The following is a 17049-nucleotide window of genomic DNA, read 5'->3' as shown; positions in this document are numbered from 1 at the left end:
GAATAAGGAATGAAAGTGGAGGTGATGCATATATTTAGATGCATTGGGTAGTTTTTTGTAATTTCGTATAAAATGAAAAGGAGGTAGGGCGGTGAAATCAATACCGACTGATGTCCTGAGTAAGGAATTGATGGAAAGAGAAGGGGTTATATCTATTACAGTGATGGAATTTGAAAAGATAGAAGTGGCTGGAGTAGTTGTTTCTGGTCCAGCTGTTATTTTGATTAATCAAGAGTAAGTACATATTATTAATATAGAAAAGTAGAAAGAGCATCCATTTAGGATGCTTTTTGTTTGTATAGAGGTGCGCATGTGATAGATAATTGGAATATTGGAGGGGGAATATGTGGCAATTATTATAACAATGCTATTAATGGGAGTTTTATTAGGGTTTGTCGGAGCAGGAGGAGCTGGATTTATCATCGCGATACTCACTGTAGTATTCCATATCCCTATTCATGTTGCTCTTGCAACATCTCTAACTGCGATGGCATTTACGACATTATCTGGAGTAGTAAGTCATTACCGAGAAGGGAATGTTGTGCTTGTAATAGGCGGAGTTGTTGGGGGATTTGGCGCGTTTGGATCCTATATTGGTTCAAAGTTTGGTTCGTTAATACCAGCACATCTGTTGCATTGGTTTACAGCTGGTATGTTATTTTTATCGGCAATTTTTATGTTTATTCGGTTGATTATGTTTCAAAAAAGATCACAGTCGTCTTTAAAAGGGCATAAAGAACTTTCGAAAGATAACGTGATTAAATGTATATTCCTCGGATTGGTGACTGGAATTTTAGCAGGTGCATTTGGTATTGGCTCAGCACCTTTTATCCAACTCGGATTAATGGTTCTATTAGGTTTAACAATCCGTCAATCTGTAGGGACGACAATGCTCGTTATATTACCAATCGCAATTGGAGGTGGGTTTGGATATAGTTCGGAAGGGTATTTAGATTATGTATTATTAGTACAAGTTTTAATCGGGACAATGTTAGGAGCATATATAGGAGCTAAGTTTACAAATTATGCACCTCGCATGCTTCTAAGGTTTTCGATGATTATGACACCAATATTAGCTGGATGTATGTTGTTAGTAGAGTAAAGAAAACTATTAATATATTTTACGAATGAATTATATAAGTAATTCATATTTCTCATATAAAAGGATTTGCTTTAATATAATGAGTATAAAGTTCGAGTATTCGAAGTATTACTTGAATTATATCCCTATCCCTTTTCTAAAAATGCGAACAAGTTTTGCCCTATTCTATTCAATAGTTTATTGTATAGAAATATATTGTTCGATGACCATTATGGAACGCACATAATGGGTAAATCCCGATCCTTAAAGAGGATGCCCCTAATCTTCATGTGAAAATATGATCGGATAAGAAAGCTGGCCAATTTATGGTCAGCTTTCTTTTTGTTCAATGAGTAAGTCTTCTTTAATTTCTGTTTGCAGTAATAAAGTTTTTCCGAAGCGACGTTTACATTCAGCTCGTACTTTTTGAATGGCTAGTAGCTGAGAAGTAGCAGGCACTGTGACAATGGCTTGCCGAGGTTTTCGGTTTTCTTCACAAAAAACACATTCCACAACATATTTAGAAATCATAATTTCATCCTTCCGGTTTGAATTTCTAAGAAGGGACTGCTCATGAAGTTGATGTAAACTTTCGGCATCTTTTTACTTATTTCCTCTTTTTTTTCAAAGGGGAAATAAAAAAGAAGGTGAATTTTAGTAGGGGAGGGATGTATATGGAGAGATGGATAGGTACGGCAGCTATTTGTATGAATGAAAGAAATGAAATTTTAATGGTATTGCAAGGAAAAGAAGGGGAAGAAAAAAGGTGGTCTGTCCCAAGTGGAGGACTTGAAAAGGGAGAAACACTAGAAGAATGTTGTATCAGGGAAGTTTGGGAGGAAACAGGCTACAATGTGGAGGTTGTAAATAAAATATACGAAAAAGAAGGTATTACATACGGGATTCCGGTGTATGTTCATTATTACTTTGTTAAAAAAATAGGCGGTAATATGAAAATCCAAGATCCGGATGAGTTAATACATGAGATTGATTGGAAAGGGATACATGAAGTTGGAAAATTATCGTTAGCTTTTCCGGAGGATTACGAGCTAATATACCGATATATAAATAAAAAAGCAAGTGTGTAAATACTTGCTTTTTTAGTGTATCCAAGATAAGAAAAGTGGAACGATAACTAAACTAGCTCCAGCTGTTAAAAGCATTGATAAACTTGCAATTGTACCTTCTACAGGACCGATTTCAAATGCTTTTGATGTTCCGGTCCCATTCGCGCTAGTACCTAGCATTATACCTTTTGCGAGTGCTGTTTTAATACGGCATATGCGTATGAGTGTAGGGCCGAATAACGCTCCAGTTAAGGCAGTTAATACAACGAAAACTGCTGTTAATTGTGACATGCCGCCAATCATTTCTGAAATAGCCATTGCAATAGGTGTTGTTACAATGTGCGGTGCTAAACTTTGTTCTATTGTAGAGTCAATTTGAAAAAAATTAGCTAGTAGTGCGGAAGTAATAACAGATAGAAAAGAACCGACAATGACATTAATTAAAATAGCAGTGCCGTGTTTTTTTAATAGATCAAAATGTTTATAGATTGGCCATGCGAAAGCAACTGTTGCAGGTTTTAATAATTCTGTTAGCCAATGACTACCAGATTCGTAGGTTTCGTATGGTGTATCTAATCCAAGTAATAAAGCGATTAAAATGATTGGGCATACAAGAAGGGGAGAAAGCAAACTCCAATTCCAGCGTTGATACATTTTTTTAGATACCCAATATGTGAATAGTGTTAATAGTAAACAAAGAAAGCCGATCATTGTGTTGATCCTTTCCGCTTTAATAGCAATTCTGTTAAAAGTCCTGTTACGAGAGTGACACAAAGTGTACTAATCACGATAATTAAAATGAGATCGATTCCATACTGTGATAATGTATCTTTGTAACGAATGACAGCGACTGCAGAAGGGATGAAAAATAAAATAAGTTCTTTTAATAAAAAGTCTGCACCGTCTTGTATCCATTCTTTTTTCACTATATTAAATTTTAATGAGATTAACAATAAAAAAATACCGATTATACTTCCTGGAACTGGGAGGTGTGCCTGTTTTGCAATCCATTCACCTGTCCAAGCGAAACAAAATAATAATAAAATTTGTCCGCTTAACTTCCACCATTTCATACAGTAACCACCTCTTTGTTTTTTACATAAAAATTGTAAAAAAGAATTAACAATTTCTACTATACGTTCATTCGAAATATTTGTCTAATATATAAATTATATGTTATTAATATATTAGATGTATTAATCGAAAGTGAAAAGGGTGTCCAAAATGGAATTACGGCATTTGCAATATTTTGTTGTAGTGGCAGAGGAATTACACTTTGGACGAGCAGCTGCTCGTTTACAAATGACACAACCACCGCTTAGTCAACAAATTCAGCAATTAGAAAAAGAAATGGGAGTTATGTTATTTTCAAGAACGAAGAGAAAGGTTGAATTAACAGAAGCAGGAGAAATGTTTTTAAAAGAAGTAAAAAAAGCGTTTGAACAAATTGAAAAAGCAGTAGAAGTTGCACAAAGTGCTCAAAGGGGAGAAGTTGGATCACTTTCAATTGGTTTTGTAGGTGCGGCGATATATGATATTTTACCATCAATCGTCAGAGAGTATAGAAAGAAATTTCCGAGAGTTTCTGTAGCATTACATGAATTGTCCACACCGGATCAGGTGCATGCACTTCATGATAATCGAATTGATATTGGATTTTTACGTCCGCCAATTCCAACGCAATTACTTGAGTTAGAACCAATTCAAAAACTTTCATGTACGTTATGTTTACCGAAGGCACATCCTCTTGCTGAAAAGGACGAAATACATATCGAAGATTTAAGGGATGAACCGTTCGTATTTATTACGAGACCAGTATGGCCAGCGTTATATGATACAATTTTATCGCTTTGCCGTGATGTAGGTTTTAGTCCGCACATTGTACAAGAAGCAACGGAGTATCAAACTGTTATGGGGCTTGTAGCGGCAGGTATTGGAATTACGGTAATACCTGTATCCGCAAATAAATTGTATAAAACAGAAGTTGTATATAAAGAGTTATGTGATTCTAATTTTGTTGCAGAAATGTCAGTGGCTTATAAAAAAATGAATAACAATCCAGAGTTGTTAGAGTTTTTGAAAATTGCAAGAGAGAAAAAAAGGATTGAAGTGGAAGATGCGAAGGCTGAATAGTTGATGAAGTTACAAGGTAGTCATGATAATTAAGTTATATAAAGATTCACCTCGTTAAACAAAAAACGGAAATGTAACTAAAGTGCATTTCCGTTTTTTGTTTTTTTGTTCAATGCTAAAGAGGTAAATATGCTTGGTTTCTAGGACTAAAGGCTTAGTAAAGATTCCGATTGAAGTGCGATGTTTAAAATGTCATATTCTTATACACTAGTAGTATAGAATGCGTATGTTATGAAGTAAGGTAGGGGGAAATTATGTCTTTATTTCGGTTAGCGAGAAAAAATATACAAATATTTGCTACCAAAAGGTTAAAACAATTTATGTGGATTGCTATGAATACAATGATTTGTTTTTTTATGATATCATTCCGATTTAATGAAGCTGTAATAAGTAAAGCGGAATATACACCTATGTTTGTAAAGTGGTTTTATGCTATGTTTCTATTTATAGTTTTTGTGTGTATTTTCGTTACATATAAAATGACAACCTCTCTTTTACAGGTAAGAAGAGAGGAGTTTAAATCGTATGAAGTAGTGAAGATGACAAGAAAAGAAATGTTATGTTTATTATGTCAGGAGCAATTATTAACTTACGGAGGAGCTTTTGTTTTCGGATTAATTCATGGTATGTTATTTTTGAAATTATTTATTATTATTTTTATGAAAGCAGTAGGAATCCAAGGGATAACCAATGCACCGATTACGATGTATGCGGTAGTGATAACAGCAGTTGTTATGATAACCGTCATTATAATATCAATGTGGCAATGTTGTAGGTTTACACAAAGGTTAAAGGGTGAAAAGTCATATGAAACGAGGAGAAAGGCATGAGAAATCATGGCTTTTTCTTCATTTTACACATGTTATTAATCATGATACAGTGGGAAGAACTGAAAAAAAGAGTTAAGAAGAAAGGTTGTATGGAATGATAAATGAGCAAGCGATCGTAAAAGTTGATCGATTAACAAAGCGAATTGGTTCAAAGACGTTAGTAGAAAATATTAGTTTTGAAGTGAAAAAAGGTGAAGTAGTTGGCTTATTAGGACCAAATGGTGCTGGAAAAACGACATTAATGCGAATGATGGTCGGAATGATCCGTATGACAGAAGGGGAAGTATGGATTGATGGTCAATCTGTAAAACAGCAATTTGAAAAAACTGCTGCGAAAATTGGTGCTGTAATTGAGACACCAGAATTTTATCCTTTCTTAAGCGGCTATGAAAATTTAACATATTTCGGACGAATGAATGGGAATGTGACTGAAGAGCGTATCGATGAAGTAGTGCAATTGTTAGGAATGGGACAAGTAATTGACCGTAAAGTAAAAGCATATTCACTCGGTATGAGACAGCGTTTAGGAATTGCTCAGGCACTTATACATAATCCAGATGTATTAATACTAGACGAACCGACGAACGGATTAGATCCTAGTGGTATACATGAAATGCGGATGTACATAAAGAAAATTGCGCATGAACAAGGAAAAGCTGTCCTTGTTTCTAGTCACTTACTCTCAGAAGTTGAATTAATGTGTGACAGGGTTATTATTATTCAGCATGGAGAATATGTCGCAACACAAAATATTCAAAGTGATAAAAAGGAAGAAACAGAAGAAATACATATACGTGTAGATGATGCGAATAAAGCGGCAGAGGTTTTAGAATACGATGTTTTAGTAAAAGAAAACGAATTAATTATAAACGTGAAAGATGAAGAAGTTCCAAATATTCTTCGTACATTGATGGAGAAAAACATTCAAGTTTATCGTGTATATGAAGAAAGAAAAACGCTAGAAGAGCAGTTTTTAGAATTAACAGGAGGAAAAGATATTGTTTAATTTAGTTTATAACGAGCTGTATAAAATATTTAAGCGAAAGCGAACGATTATTCCTTTTGCAGTTATTGCGGTATTAATTATTGGATTAGGATGGGTTACGGTAAAATATTTAGAGCCAGAAACAAAAGGGTGGAAAGCGGATTATACAGAACGCACTGTAGAAATTGAGAAAAAGCTCGGCATGAAAAAAGAGGATATTTTAACAGAAAAGTCAGGAGACGAGCTTGTAAAGGAATACCAGCTTAAAATGAAGCATTTAGATACGAATACAGCGCCAGCAAGTAGTTCTCCGCTTTCATTTATGAGAGATACAGGTTTTATCGTATTTCCAATTTTACTTCCGTTTATTCTCGTATATGCGAGTACGATTTTTGCGAATGAATATAGCTGGGGAACATATAAATTTTTAACAATTCGTCCAGCGAGCCGATTTAAAATTTTAACATCTAAGTTTTTGGCAATCGTTATATTTGCGGCATTATTATTTATATTTAATATGATTTTTTCCGTATTATGCGGGTTGATTATTTATAAATTCCAACAACCAGCTTGGGCTGAATTTGTCGTTCAAAATGGAAATATAATAAAACAAAATATTTTCGTAGAAGCAAGTAAATATTATATTTTATCTTGGTTACCAACTCTTGTGTATGCTGCATTTGCCTTTATGATTTCCGTTTTAACGAGATCGAGCGGAGGTGCAATCGGGATTTCTTTATTTCTTGCATTATCAGGGGGAATAGCGCTAATTCCGGCAGCAAGATATGAATGGGCGAAATATTTATTACCAGCGAATACAGATTTATATGGGCTTTTAAAGGGTGGAAGCTTTATTGATGGAGTAACATTCCCATTTGCTTCTTGTATGCTTCTTCTATACTTAGCTGTATTTTTAGGGGTTTCCTATACTGTATTTATAAAACGAGATTTAACAGCATAAGCAAAAGCCGTTAAGGGTAACTTAACGGCTTTTTGTTTGTAATAATTGATGAATAGCTTCTTCGGCTAATAGGGCGAAATACTCTGCGCTAATAGGCAATGCTTTTTCATCTACTGTAAAAGCTGGATGATGCCATTCATGTGTACCACTTGTTCCCATAAAGACGAATGAACCTGGTATTTCTTGTTGGTAAAAAGAAAAGTCTTCTCCTGCCATTGATGGTGTAGGAGAGATAACGTTTAGATTCATTTTCTCTGCAATATGAATAGAAAAATCAGTGAGTACTTTATCGTTTTGAACGGCAGGAGGACCTGGATAAAATCGGAATTCTGTTTTTACACTTAGTGCATCAGAAACGCCTTTAATGATACGTTTCATTAATGCCGGAATCTTTTCACGTGTTTCAGCTTGGAATGTACGGACAGTTCCTTCTAATATTGCTTTTTCGGGAATAACGTTCCACGTATTCCCTGAATGAATGTTTGTTACACTTACGACAGCGTTATGAGAAGAACTAATATTTCGGCTTACAATCGTTTGAAGTGCCATAACGATTTGAGATGATGCAACGATAGGATCGACGCCGGCATCAGGCACAGCTGCATGTGTACCAACACCATGGATTTCAATTTCAAATCGATCAACTCCGGCCATTAGTGGCCCATCTTTAATGCCGATTGTACCTACTGGTAAATCAGGTTTATTATGCATACCGAAAATAGCTTGCACGCCACGTAAATGCCCAGCTTCAATAACTTTGCAAGCGCCATTACTACTTTCTTCAGCTGGCTGGAATATAAGGCGGACAGTTCCGTTAAGAGAAGATTCTTTTTCCTTTAATAAATAGGCTGCACCAATAATAGCAGCTGTATGAAAATCATGCCCACAAGCATGCATTTTACCTTGTATTTTTGAAGTGTATGGAAGGTCTGTTTCTTCCTGGATAGGAAGGGCATCGATATCAGCACGAAGCGCTACAACCGGTCCGTTTTTATTACCAGAAATTTCAGCGATAACTCCTGTTTCTAAATTGGAATCAATAATAGTGATATTGGCCTCGTCTAACCAATTTTTTATCGCTTTTGTCGTTTCAAATTCTTCGTATGATAGTTCTGGATTTTCATGTAAATGCCGGCGAATGGAAATAAGTTTTTCTGTTAATTGATCAGGAATAGATGCCACTTATTATGCCCTCTTTCTTAAGTGAAATATTTGTATTAATTATACAATAATAAAAGAGAGGATTCTCAAATGAAAATCCTCTCTCGTTTTATGCTGCAACTTTTTTATGAGTATGCTGTTTTTTATAACGTCCACGCATTGCGTATGCAATTTGCGGAATTGCGATACCGATTAAAATAAGTGATACACCGATCCATTGTGAAGATAGTACAGCTTCTTTTAAAACGAATACAGACATAATTGTTGTAACTGGCAGTTCTGCTGCACCAAGAATAGTTGCTAATCCAGAACCGATTTTTGGAATGCCAATTGTAAAGGCAATAGATGGAATAACGATACTAAATATTCCTAATCCTAAGCCGTATTTCCAAAGGCCTTGAGAGATCGCCCCATTAAAAATAAATGTTGGCGGGAATACGATCATGACTAAAGTTAAAGCGCCAGCCATTAAAAGGACACCGCGTGTTAATGAAGGTACTTCAACGGCAACTTTCCCGCTTACGAAAATGTATGTTGCAAATGTAACAGCAGATAATAAGCCTAAAATGATTCCAGTCGTATCGAAATCACCAGCTGATGTTTCTAATAACCCACTTGATAAAAATGTACCTGCAAGTAAGAAGATTACTGAAATAACTTTTTCTCTTGAAGGTAATGTTTTTGTTGCGACTGCTTCAATGATAATCCCAACCCAAACGAACTGGAATAAAAGTATAATTGCAATAGAAGCTGGTACAGTTTTTAAAGAAGCGTAATAAAAAATTCCAGTAAAACTTGCAGACGTTCCTGCGACGAATAAAATTAACATTTGTTTTAGTGGAACACGATGTCTAGAAAATAGAAGTGTAATAGCAAGTAAAATAATCCAACCGAACAAATACTGGCTACCAATTACCTCTCCAAGTGAAAACCCTTCTGCATATGCAAGTTTAACAAAAATAGCTAAAACCCCATAACTACACGCTCCTAATAAAACTAAAAGAGAATAACGAAGCATGAAAAATTCCTCCCATCTATATGAAATTGTTCCGTGACGGACATATATAACTAGAGGGAAGTATACAAAATTAAAAATGAAGGGTCAAATGAAAGAAAAGTGCAAAATTTTATAGAATAATAATAAAAGTATGATATTTATGCATAATCTTGAAATTAATAATAATTAAAGTATTGTAAAATCAGCTTTATGTTGTATAAAGACAGCATTTGAAAAAAAAATTTAAGGCCAATAGGTGTGAAGTCAATTGTAATGTGCTAATCATTTGAGAAACTGTGGAACCTTTGTTATGTTAGTAACAATTAGAAAGAGTTTCATAATTCAATTGAGATTTTTCTATATAATAGAAGGGAATGAAAACGTTTTATTAGAAAATGTGTGAAAGGGTAGTTTTTCTTATTGTCATGTTGGAAAAGTGAATTCATGAAATGTCCATAGTATTTTCAATTGTTTTTGCTACAATATTGAAGAGGAGAGGAGTGGAATAATGCAAGATATTAGTATTTTTTTAGCGTTTGGAGCTGGGTTCTTATCATTTATATCCCCATGTTGCTTACCGCTTTATCCGGCATTTTTATCATACATAACAGGTATGTCGGTTTCTGAATTGAAAGAAGAAAATGCAATGCTTCGCAAAAGAAGTATGATACATACAGCGTTTTTCTTACTTGGTTTTTCAATTATTTTTATTGCAATTGGATTTGGTACAAGTTTTATTGGAGGCATCTTTACAAATTATAAAGATTTAATTAGACAGTTAGGCGGTATATTTATCATCGTGTTCGGTCTTATTATTGTCGGTGTATTTAAGCCGAAGTTTTTAATGCAAGACCGTAAATTTACGTTTAAAAATCGTCCGAGTGGCTATTTTGGATCCGTTCTAATTGGGTTGGCCTTTGCTGCTGGATGGACACCTTGTACTGGGCCTATATTAGTGTCTGTCATTGGATTAGCAGCAACAAATCCAGAATCGGCAATGATTTATATGATTGCTTACATACTTGGATTTGCTATCCCGTTTTTCGTACTTTCATTCTTTATTACGAAAATGTCTTGGATTAAAAGAAATAGTATGAAATTCATGAAGATTGGAGGATACGTTATGATTGTCATGGGTATCTTCCTATATTTTAACTGGATGACGAAAATTATCGTATATTTCTCAAGTTTATTTGGTGGTTTTACCGGTTTTTAGTATTATTCTGTGAAAATGTTGGAAATACTAACGGAAAAGCATATAATAAAATTATATTTTGCATATAGCCACAAAAAAGGATGAGAAAATATGAACATAGTTCTGTTATCAAGTATCGTTGCTGTTTGTATGGCTGTCGGTGCGATGTTTATTCGTTTAAAAGCAGCTAAGAAACCTGCAACATTGAAAAAAATTATACTTCCCCCATTTTTTATGAGCACGGGAGCGTTGATGTTTGTTTTTCCTGAATTTCGATTAACTCCAGCAGAAATGTTAGAAGCAATTGGCGTCGGTTTGTTTTTCTCTATTTTTCTTATTAAAACATCTAAATTTGAAATTAGAGGACAAGAGATTTATTTGAAGCGTTCAAAAGCATTTGTTTTTATACTAATTGGATTACTTGTCGTGCGGATTGTATTTAAAACATACTTAAGCCAATCTCTTGATTTAGGACAACTTAGTGGCATGTTCTTCTTACTTGCGTTTGCAATGATCGTTTCATGGAGAATTGCAATGTACCGTTCCTTTACGAAATTACAGAAGGAAATGGAAAAAGAAGATGGTTTTTATAATGAAAAAGATATGAAGTTAACGTAAAGAGTGTTATATGTATAAAGAAACAACGTCTGATTAGACGTTGTTTTTTGTTAATCACTGAAAGGTAACTTCCTCAATTCTAGTTGTGATGTATAAATTGTCGACCATCGAAGAAGGAATTTAAGTTTGACGTTACGAATGGACCGATATAAGGAATACTATTTGGTTTGAAGTTTTATCACCGGTAATTGATGGCTAAGTTAGATTAGGTTGGATCGTATAGGAGACGTTCCTTCATTAACAATTACTCCACTTGATGGTACTGATACAACATGAAAGTGGAATGTTAATGACGAAATTTCACTTAGCTTAAGTGTCTTGAGCCGAATCTAATATTGCAAATATAAATGCAACAGGATGAATTGCTGCGAATACAACATATACCTCTGTAAATATTACAGGTACTGGTGATACGATTTATACGAGTGCTGTAGGGTTACAGATAGATTTAGCGAAAGCGAGATTAATTGCTACAAAATCAGTAACTGTAAGTTGAGCTTATAAAAAAGATTGCTATAAAATAGCAATCTTTTTTTACGAAGGGTATTTTGTTAGTAAAGATTGATAATGAGAATAATCAATCTTTTTTTCTTGTAGTTTTTTAACTAAAAATTTATGATCACGCTTTGGTGTGGCGATGATATATCCTTTAATAATTAAATCTTGTGTAATTTTAGAGGCATTTTCTTGTAATGCTAGTTCTCCGATTTTGCCAGCAATTTTTGACTTAGCAACATCGCGAAATAATTCCGGAACGGGACTTACTAGTTCTTCTAACAATTGTTTTTGTTCGTCAGCCCATAAGTGTCTTGTTTTATTAATATAGTGATCTTCCCAATCCAAAATGGACATACCGTCTTCTTTCGGTAACCGTTTTAGGAATTTTCTGAACATGAAATATCCACCAATGGACATAAGCCCTAATAATACAACAGTCCAAACGACTATAAACCAACTAAACCATCCTTCAAGCAATTGTATGCCCTCCTTTAACGAAAGCAATATTTTGTATTTTATTTATATTATAAGCAATGAGATTCATAGAAAGCAAGAACGCTTGGTCAATTTGACCAAGCGTTGTAGTTTAAACGAAGTATAGTTGTTCAACACATAAAATATCATTGTCATTTTCTACATATTCAATGATGAGTGTGCCAACTTTACGATCTTTATCTTCAGTTGTGAAAATAGAGTAAGAAGTAAAACGTGCTGTTGATAGGCCGCTTATATGTGTAGGTAAAGGAATGTAGTCGTTATCGCGGAAGAATTCCATTAGTTCAGTATCTTCAAATTCTTTTCGGTCAACTTGTTTGTTTGTATAGCGGCGTTGAAGTTGTTTTAAAGATGCATTCCAAGAAATTGCTTTTGTGTCGTATACCATTGTTCTATCTCCTTACTGTATGTAATTATTAAGAACATACGTTCTAATCTAGTATACTCTTTTTATAAGAAAAGGGAAAGCAAAAAATAATGTAAGCTTGGATTTCCAAGCTTACATTATTGATGCGTCCGTCATAATCTCTATTTTTTATTATAAGTTAGATAAGAATAAGAAACAAGATGATATGTATCTTGTTGATAGTTTTCAAAATTCTGTTTATTATTTATGTATTACAGTACAAGGGAATGAGAGAGATGACATACGTAATTTCACTCCAAGGACCGATGACAAGTGGAAAAACAACATTGGCCAAAAGCTTAGAGCGATGTGGGCTTTCAGTTATATATGAAAACCCTTATCCAATTGTAGAAAAGCGGAAAGAATTAAATTTGGATATTTACACAAAAGAGGGGTTTATTACAAATCAAAAAATGTTTATTGAAGCAAAAATAAAAGAGTTTCAAAATGTGAAATCAGTCATGATTTTTGACCGCGGACCAGAAGATATTGAATTTTATACACTCTTTTATCCGAAGATGATAGGGAAAGAGTGGGATATAGAAACAGAATTAAAAGATGAATTGTATAAATTAAGAGAATGCCGTTCGGATGCAATTTTTTATTTAGATGTTTCGAAAGAGAGTTTGTATGATAGGAGAAATAATGATAGGACAAGAAATCGAAGTACATTTGAGGAACAATTTAAATTAGTAGAAGTTGAAAAAGAATGGTATAAACAATTTCCCGTAACTTATGTGGACACTAATATATTATCAGTGGACGAATTAGAGGCATATTTTATAGGGTGGCTAAGGGAGAAAAGGCTATGAAAAAAATATTATTATTCGTATACCCGACATTTGCAGAGTTTGAAATAACGGTAGCAACAGCATTGCTGAAAAAGAAATATGAAATCATTACAGCGGGTTTAACAAAAGAAATGATTATAAGTGAAACAGGCTTACAAGTACAGCCGCATATAGAATTAAGTGAAGTGCGTGTAGAAGAATATGAGGGGATTATCATTCCGGGCGGAGATGAAATACATATGAAAGAGGCGAAACCGCTTTTTTCAGTTATTCGTCAATTTTCTGAGCAAGGAAAATTAGTGGCAGCGATTTGTGCTGGACCGTATGCGTTAGCAAGAGCAGGTTTATTTAAAGAAATCTCTTATACAGTGACCATAGATTATCAAAAATTAGATTGTTTTCCAGTAGAAAATTTTGTGTATACAGAAGTTGTACAGCACGCAAATATTATTACAGCACAAGGACATGCATTTGTGCCATTTGGACTAGCGATTGCCTCCTATTTTGGAGTAGTGAATGAACATAATACAAATTTTTATAGTGGAAATGGCAATATAATGATGGAGAATCTTTTACCGGAAAACGTGTAAAAGCTAGCGAATGCTAGCTCTTTTCTTTTTTACATCGATAAATCACTAACGTTTTCGGATCGCGCCATATACCGTTATGAAATGATAAATCATTTTCTATTTCTTCTTTTAGCCATTCCTTCATTTCGGTGTGAAGGGACATATTATCAGGTATATTCAGCGACGGGAACATGCTAGAAATATAGTTAACGATTGGAGTGGCATGATGAAAAACAAGTGCATTATGAATAATTGTTTCTTCAACAGTTGAAAAAACAGAGTGTAATAGATCTTTACCATTTTCTAAACAAAATGGAGCTACTGACGGTGATGTTTTCGGTAAATCAAATGTGACTAACATTTTGTTACACATTTCATCTATACGAGGTAATGAAACTTTAGAATTTGTTGTAGCTAAAAGGGCGCCGCCAGGACGAATTATCTTATGGAATCCTTGAATAGTTTTTTCGACATCTTTCATGTGGTATAGCATATGCCTTGCGATTAGCAGGTCATAACAATTAGCTTCGAAAGGAAGTTTACTAGCGTCACCGAGTTTCCATTCAATCATATTATTCGTTATAGCAGCTTCAGAAAGCATAGTTTCGGATTGATCAAAACCAGTTAGATGTCCTTTATGACCATTAGTTTGCAAAAGGGAAAGAAATTTTCCGTTAGCACACCCGACCTCTAATATTTTTTCTTCACCTTGGAGTTGTAAATGTTCAATGACGACTTCATCTACATTCACTTGTTTTTCTTCGTAATGTTTATGCGTATCGATACGTGTTTGTAAATGGTTACTTACGTTGTATTGGCGTTTTACATCATTCATTTTTTCACATTCCACCTTTATGCAAAATTGCTGAATCGCATGTGTTAATACATCTGTTTTATTTAAACCTTCGTAATGGAGTGCGTCTTCAAACCTTGTAAGTAATTTTTCTTCAATTCGAAAATGAATATCTTTTCGCTTCGCCACTGAAATTTTGCCCCTTTGCATCTGTTAGTGAGACTATAGCACGTCTGAAAAAAATCTGTAAATAAATTGTGTACACAAGTACAAGTATGAGAGGGATAAAAAATTGCTTGAATAATATTTTAAACTATTGACGATTTAACCGTTTTCATATATTCTTAAATTAAGTAATATTCAAATAATTCAAAAGAAATGAGAGAGTCACATGCTTCTTCAAGGAACACATCGAATTGGTCGTATGGCCATGCTGTTGGCACTTGCGGATGAGAATGAAAGTCCCGTATTATCTATTCCGAAAGGTTGGAAATATTGTACTGGGAAAGTTGGTTCTATGAATTCGCAAAAAGTAGTAGCAGCAATGGAAACAGCGGCTAAGAGCAACCGAGTTATTGAAACAGATGTTTACAGAGAAACACATGCACTTTATCATGCAATTATGGAAGCTTTGTACGGAGTGACGAGAGGTCAAATTCAGTTAGCAGACGTTCTTCGTACAGTAGGACTTCGCTTTGCGATTGTGCGCGGTACACCATACGACGGAAAAAAAGAAGGCGAATGGGTTGCTGTTGCACTTTATGGAACGATTGGTGCACCTGTAAAAGGATCTGAGCATGAGGCGATTGGTTTAGGAATTAATCACATATGATTTGCCCATAGTCTATTAGTTAGAAGGGGGCCTTATTTTTTAGGACAGGAGTCTGTCTTAAAAAGATAAGGTCCCCTTTTGCCTTTATAAGGAGGAAAAAGAATGATTACGTTAACAGGACACACATTGACAGTTGAAGAAATGAAGAGGTTGTTACTTGAAGGTGAAGGTGTAACAGCTTGTCCAAATAGTATGCAACAGGTAGCAGAGTGCCGCGAAGTAGTTGAGAAAATCGTAGAGGACGGAAAAGTCGTTTACGGTATTACAACTGGATTTGGAAAGTTTAGTGATGTGCTTATTCAAAAAGATGATGTAAAAGCACTTCAGCACAACTTAATTCAGTCACATGCGTGCGGAATAGGCGATCCATTCCCTGAAGAAGTATCACGCGGTATGTTGATTTTACGAGCTAATACGATGTTAAAAGGAGTATCGGGTGTTAGACCACTTGTTGTAAACATGCTTCTTGAGTTTGTAAATCGTAAAATTCATCCAGTCGTTCCGCAACAAGGATCACTTGGTGCGAGTGGCGATTTAGCACCTTTATCTCATCTTGCTCTCGTTTTATTAGGTGAAGGTGAAGTGTTCTACAAAGGAAAACGAGTTCATGCGATGGTTGCTCTTACAGAAGAAGGACTTGAACCTATTGAACTTGAAGCAAAAGAAGGTCTTGCGTTAATCAATGGTACGCAGGCAATGACAGCGCAAGGGGTTCTTTCTTATATAGAAGCTGAAGCAAGTGCTTATCAATCAGAATTAATTGCATCGATGACAATGGAAGGATTACGCGGCATTATTGATGCATTCGATGAAAATGTTCATAAAGCGCGTGGTTATAAAGAGCAAGTCGAAGTGGCAAGCAGAATTCGTGATATTCTTCATGATAGTAAACTTGTGACAAAACAAGGAGAACTTCGTGTACAAGATGCATATTCACTTCGTTGTATCCCGCAAGTTCACGGTGCTTCTTGGCAAGTTTTAAATTATGTGAAAGAAAAATTAGAAATTGAAATGAATGCAGCAACAGATAATCCACTTATTTTTGATGGCGGGGAAAAAGTAATCTCTGGTGGTAATTTCCACGGACAACCAATTGCATTTGCAATGGACTTCTTAAAAGTAGGGATGGCGGAGCTTGCAAATATTTCAGAGCGCCGTATTGAACGCCTAGTAAATCCGCAATTAAATGACTTACCACCATTTTTAAGTCCAGAACCAGGACTTCAATCAGGTGCCATGATTATGCAATATGCAGCGGCTTCACTCGTTTCAGAAAATAAAACGTTAGCTCATCCAGCGAGTGTAGATTCAATTCCGTCTTCAGCTAACCAAGAAGATCACGTAAGTATGGGAACAATCGCTTCACGTCATGCGCATCAAATTATTCAAAATGCAAGACGCGTTCTTGCAATTGAGATGATCTGTGCGATGCAAGCAGCAGAATATCGCGGAATTGAAAACATGAGTACAGTTACAAAAACGTTCTATCATCAAGGTCGTCAGCAAGTGCCATCTATTACAAATGACCGTATATTCTCAACGGATATTGAAAATATCGCGCATTGGTTAAAAACGAATTATTCAATAAAGGAAAGATTGGATGTAAATGCAGCACTATAAAACGAGAAAAGGGAGAG

The 17049-nt window shown here is 35.0% G+C and carries 21 protein-coding genes; 13 read left to right on the top strand and 8 right to left on the bottom strand.

Annotation, left to right across the window (positions count from 1 at the left end; all coding sequences use genetic code 11):
* Positions 1 to 91 precede the first annotated feature (91 nt).
* Positions 92 to 238 carry a BC1881 family protein gene (locus tag I6L50_RS24030; protein WP_002033491.1) on the top strand — a complete coding sequence of 49 codons (147 nt, stop codon included), beginning with the start codon at positions 92 to 94 and terminating at the stop codon, positions 236 to 238.
* A 108-nt stretch (positions 239 to 346) separates the two neighbouring features.
* Complete coding sequence (locus tag I6L50_RS24025) at positions 347 to 1102, top strand: sulfite exporter TauE/SafE family protein (RefSeq protein ID WP_219303325.1); 756 nt, start codon at positions 347 to 349, stop codon at positions 1100 to 1102.
* Positions 1103 to 1411: 309 nt separating this feature from the next.
* On the opposite strand, the gene I6L50_RS24020 is transcribed toward I6L50_RS24025, so the two are convergent.
* A complete protein-coding gene (locus I6L50_RS24020) occupies positions 1412 to 1612 on the bottom strand; it encodes a DUF3903 domain-containing protein (protein ID WP_002137765.1) in 201 nt (66 codons plus the stop codon).
* Positions 1613 to 1755: 143 nt separating this feature from the next.
* On the opposite strand from I6L50_RS24020, the gene I6L50_RS24015 reads away from it, so the two are divergent.
* Positions 1756 to 2169 (top strand): NUDIX hydrolase, encoded by a 414-nt coding sequence (locus tag I6L50_RS24015; RefSeq protein ID WP_002142750.1) that lies wholly within the window; start codon positions 1756 to 1758, stop codon positions 2167 to 2169.
* A gap of 12 nt (positions 2170 to 2181) precedes the next feature.
* On the opposite strand, the gene I6L50_RS24010 is transcribed toward I6L50_RS24015, so the two are convergent.
* Both I6L50_RS24010 and I6L50_RS24005 read right to left on the bottom strand, forming a co-directional pair.
* A complete protein-coding gene (locus tag I6L50_RS24010) occupies positions 2182 to 2859 on the bottom strand; it encodes an LrgB family protein (protein WP_002137763.1) in 678 nt (225 codons plus the stop codon).
* A complete protein-coding gene (locus I6L50_RS24005; protein ID WP_000872360.1) occupies positions 2856 to 3221 on the bottom strand; it encodes a CidA/LrgA family holin-like protein in 366 nt (121 codons plus the stop codon). The genes I6L50_RS24010 and I6L50_RS24005 overlap by 4 nt, the downstream gene beginning before the upstream one ends.
* Positions 3222 to 3372: 151 nt before the next feature.
* Here I6L50_RS24005 and alsR point away from each other — a divergent pair, with 151 nt between their 5' ends.
* The 4 genes from alsR (at position 3373) to I6L50_RS23985 (ending at position 7057) form a co-directional block, all read left to right on the top strand.
* On the top strand, positions 3373 to 4281 hold the full coding sequence (gene alsR, locus I6L50_RS24000; RefSeq protein WP_002033496.1) for an acetoin biosynthesis transcriptional regulator AlsR: 909 nt from the start codon (positions 3373 to 3375) through the stop codon (positions 4279 to 4281).
* 254 nt (positions 4282 to 4535) lie between these two features.
* Complete coding sequence (locus I6L50_RS23995) at positions 4536 to 5111, top strand: FtsX-like permease family protein (protein ID WP_002142748.1); 576 nt, start codon at positions 4536 to 4538, stop codon at positions 5109 to 5111.
* A 94-nt stretch (positions 5112 to 5205) separates the two neighbouring features.
* The gene (locus I6L50_RS23990) at positions 5206 to 6117 is read left to right on the top strand and encodes an ABC transporter ATP-binding protein (protein WP_002014392.1); all 912 of its coding nucleotides are present in this window, start codon (positions 5206 to 5208) and stop codon (positions 6115 to 6117) included.
* Positions 6110 to 7057 carry an ABC transporter permease gene (locus I6L50_RS23985; protein WP_002128553.1) on the top strand — a complete coding sequence of 316 codons (948 nt, stop codon included), beginning with the start codon at positions 6110 to 6112 and terminating at the stop codon, positions 7055 to 7057. The genes I6L50_RS23990 and I6L50_RS23985 overlap by 8 nt, the downstream gene beginning before the upstream one ends.
* 21 nt (positions 7058 to 7078) lie before the next feature.
* On the opposite strand, the gene I6L50_RS23980 is transcribed toward I6L50_RS23985, so the two are convergent.
* Together I6L50_RS23980 and I6L50_RS23975 are read right to left on the bottom strand one after the other, a co-directional pair.
* On the bottom strand, positions 7079 to 8239 hold the full coding sequence (locus I6L50_RS23980; protein WP_219303324.1) for a M20 peptidase aminoacylase family protein: 1161 nt from the start codon (positions 8237 to 8239) through the stop codon (positions 7079 to 7081).
* An 88-nt stretch (positions 8240 to 8327) separates the two neighbouring features.
* The gene (locus I6L50_RS23975; RefSeq protein ID WP_002033502.1) at positions 8328 to 9236 is read right to left on the bottom strand and encodes an EamA family transporter; all 909 of its coding nucleotides are present in this window, start codon (positions 9234 to 9236) and stop codon (positions 8328 to 8330) included.
* 487 nt (positions 9237 to 9723) lie between these two features.
* On the opposite strand from I6L50_RS23975, the gene ccdA reads away from it, so the two are divergent.
* Both ccdA and I6L50_RS23965 read left to right on the top strand, forming a co-directional pair.
* The gene (gene ccdA / locus I6L50_RS23970; protein WP_001152684.1) at positions 9724 to 10431 is read left to right on the top strand and encodes a cytochrome c-type biogenesis protein CcdA; all 708 of its coding nucleotides are present in this window, start codon (positions 9724 to 9726) and stop codon (positions 10429 to 10431) included.
* A 90-nt stretch (positions 10432 to 10521) separates the two neighbouring features.
* Entirely contained in the window at positions 10522 to 11028 is a 507-nt protein-coding gene (locus tag I6L50_RS23965) for a CcdC family protein (RefSeq protein WP_002014224.1), read from the top strand.
* A gap of 534 nt (positions 11029 to 11562) precedes the next feature.
* Here the strand turns inward: I6L50_RS23965 and I6L50_RS23960 are convergent.
* Positions 11563 to 12003 carry a DUF2621 domain-containing protein gene (locus I6L50_RS23960; protein ID WP_061674208.1) on the bottom strand — a complete coding sequence of 147 codons (441 nt, stop codon included), beginning with the start codon at positions 12001 to 12003 and terminating at the stop codon, positions 11563 to 11565.
* 109 nt (positions 12004 to 12112) lie between these two features.
* A complete protein-coding gene (locus I6L50_RS23955) occupies positions 12113 to 12409 on the bottom strand; it encodes a hypothetical protein (RefSeq protein ID WP_219303323.1) in 297 nt (98 codons plus the stop codon).
* 254 nt (positions 12410 to 12663) lie between these two features.
* Between I6L50_RS23955 and I6L50_RS23950 the strand changes: the two genes are divergently transcribed.
* Complete coding sequence (locus I6L50_RS23950) at positions 12664 to 13239, top strand: AAA family ATPase (protein WP_219303322.1); 576 nt, start codon at positions 12664 to 12666, stop codon at positions 13237 to 13239.
* Positions 13236 to 13808, top strand: a complete 573-nt coding sequence (locus I6L50_RS23945; RefSeq protein ID WP_219303321.1) for a DJ-1/PfpI family protein — start codon at positions 13236 to 13238, stop codon at positions 13806 to 13808. Before I6L50_RS23950 ends, I6L50_RS23945 begins: the two co-directional genes overlap by 4 nt.
* Before the next feature lie 13 nt (positions 13809 to 13821).
* Here the strand turns inward: I6L50_RS23945 and I6L50_RS23940 are convergent, their stop codons facing one another.
* Positions 13822 to 14769 (bottom strand): class I SAM-dependent methyltransferase, encoded by a 948-nt coding sequence (locus I6L50_RS23940; RefSeq protein ID WP_002128544.1) that lies wholly within the window; start codon positions 14767 to 14769, stop codon positions 13822 to 13824.
* 202 nt (positions 14770 to 14971) lie between these two features.
* On the opposite strand from I6L50_RS23940, the gene hutP reads away from it, so the two are divergent.
* Together hutP and hutH are read left to right on the top strand one after the other, a co-directional pair.
* Complete coding sequence (gene hutP, locus I6L50_RS23935; RefSeq protein WP_000926519.1) at positions 14972 to 15412, top strand: histidine utilization transcription antiterminator HutP; 441 nt, start codon at positions 14972 to 14974, stop codon at positions 15410 to 15412.
* A gap of 102 nt (positions 15413 to 15514) precedes the next feature.
* Positions 15515 to 17032, top strand: a complete 1518-nt coding sequence (gene hutH / locus I6L50_RS23930) for a histidine ammonia-lyase (RefSeq protein WP_063219752.1) — start codon at positions 15515 to 15517, stop codon at positions 17030 to 17032.
* Positions 17033 to 17049: the final 17 nt, after the last annotated feature.

This window comes from Bacillus sp. FDAARGOS_1420 (genome assembly GCF_019344915.1).
GTDB classification, from domain to species: domain Bacteria; phylum Bacillota; class Bacilli; order Bacillales; family Bacillaceae_G; genus Bacillus_A; species Bacillus_A mycoides.
The sequence above is the reverse complement of the archived record's forward strand: the minus strand, read 5'-3'. Positions and strand labels throughout refer to the sequence as shown.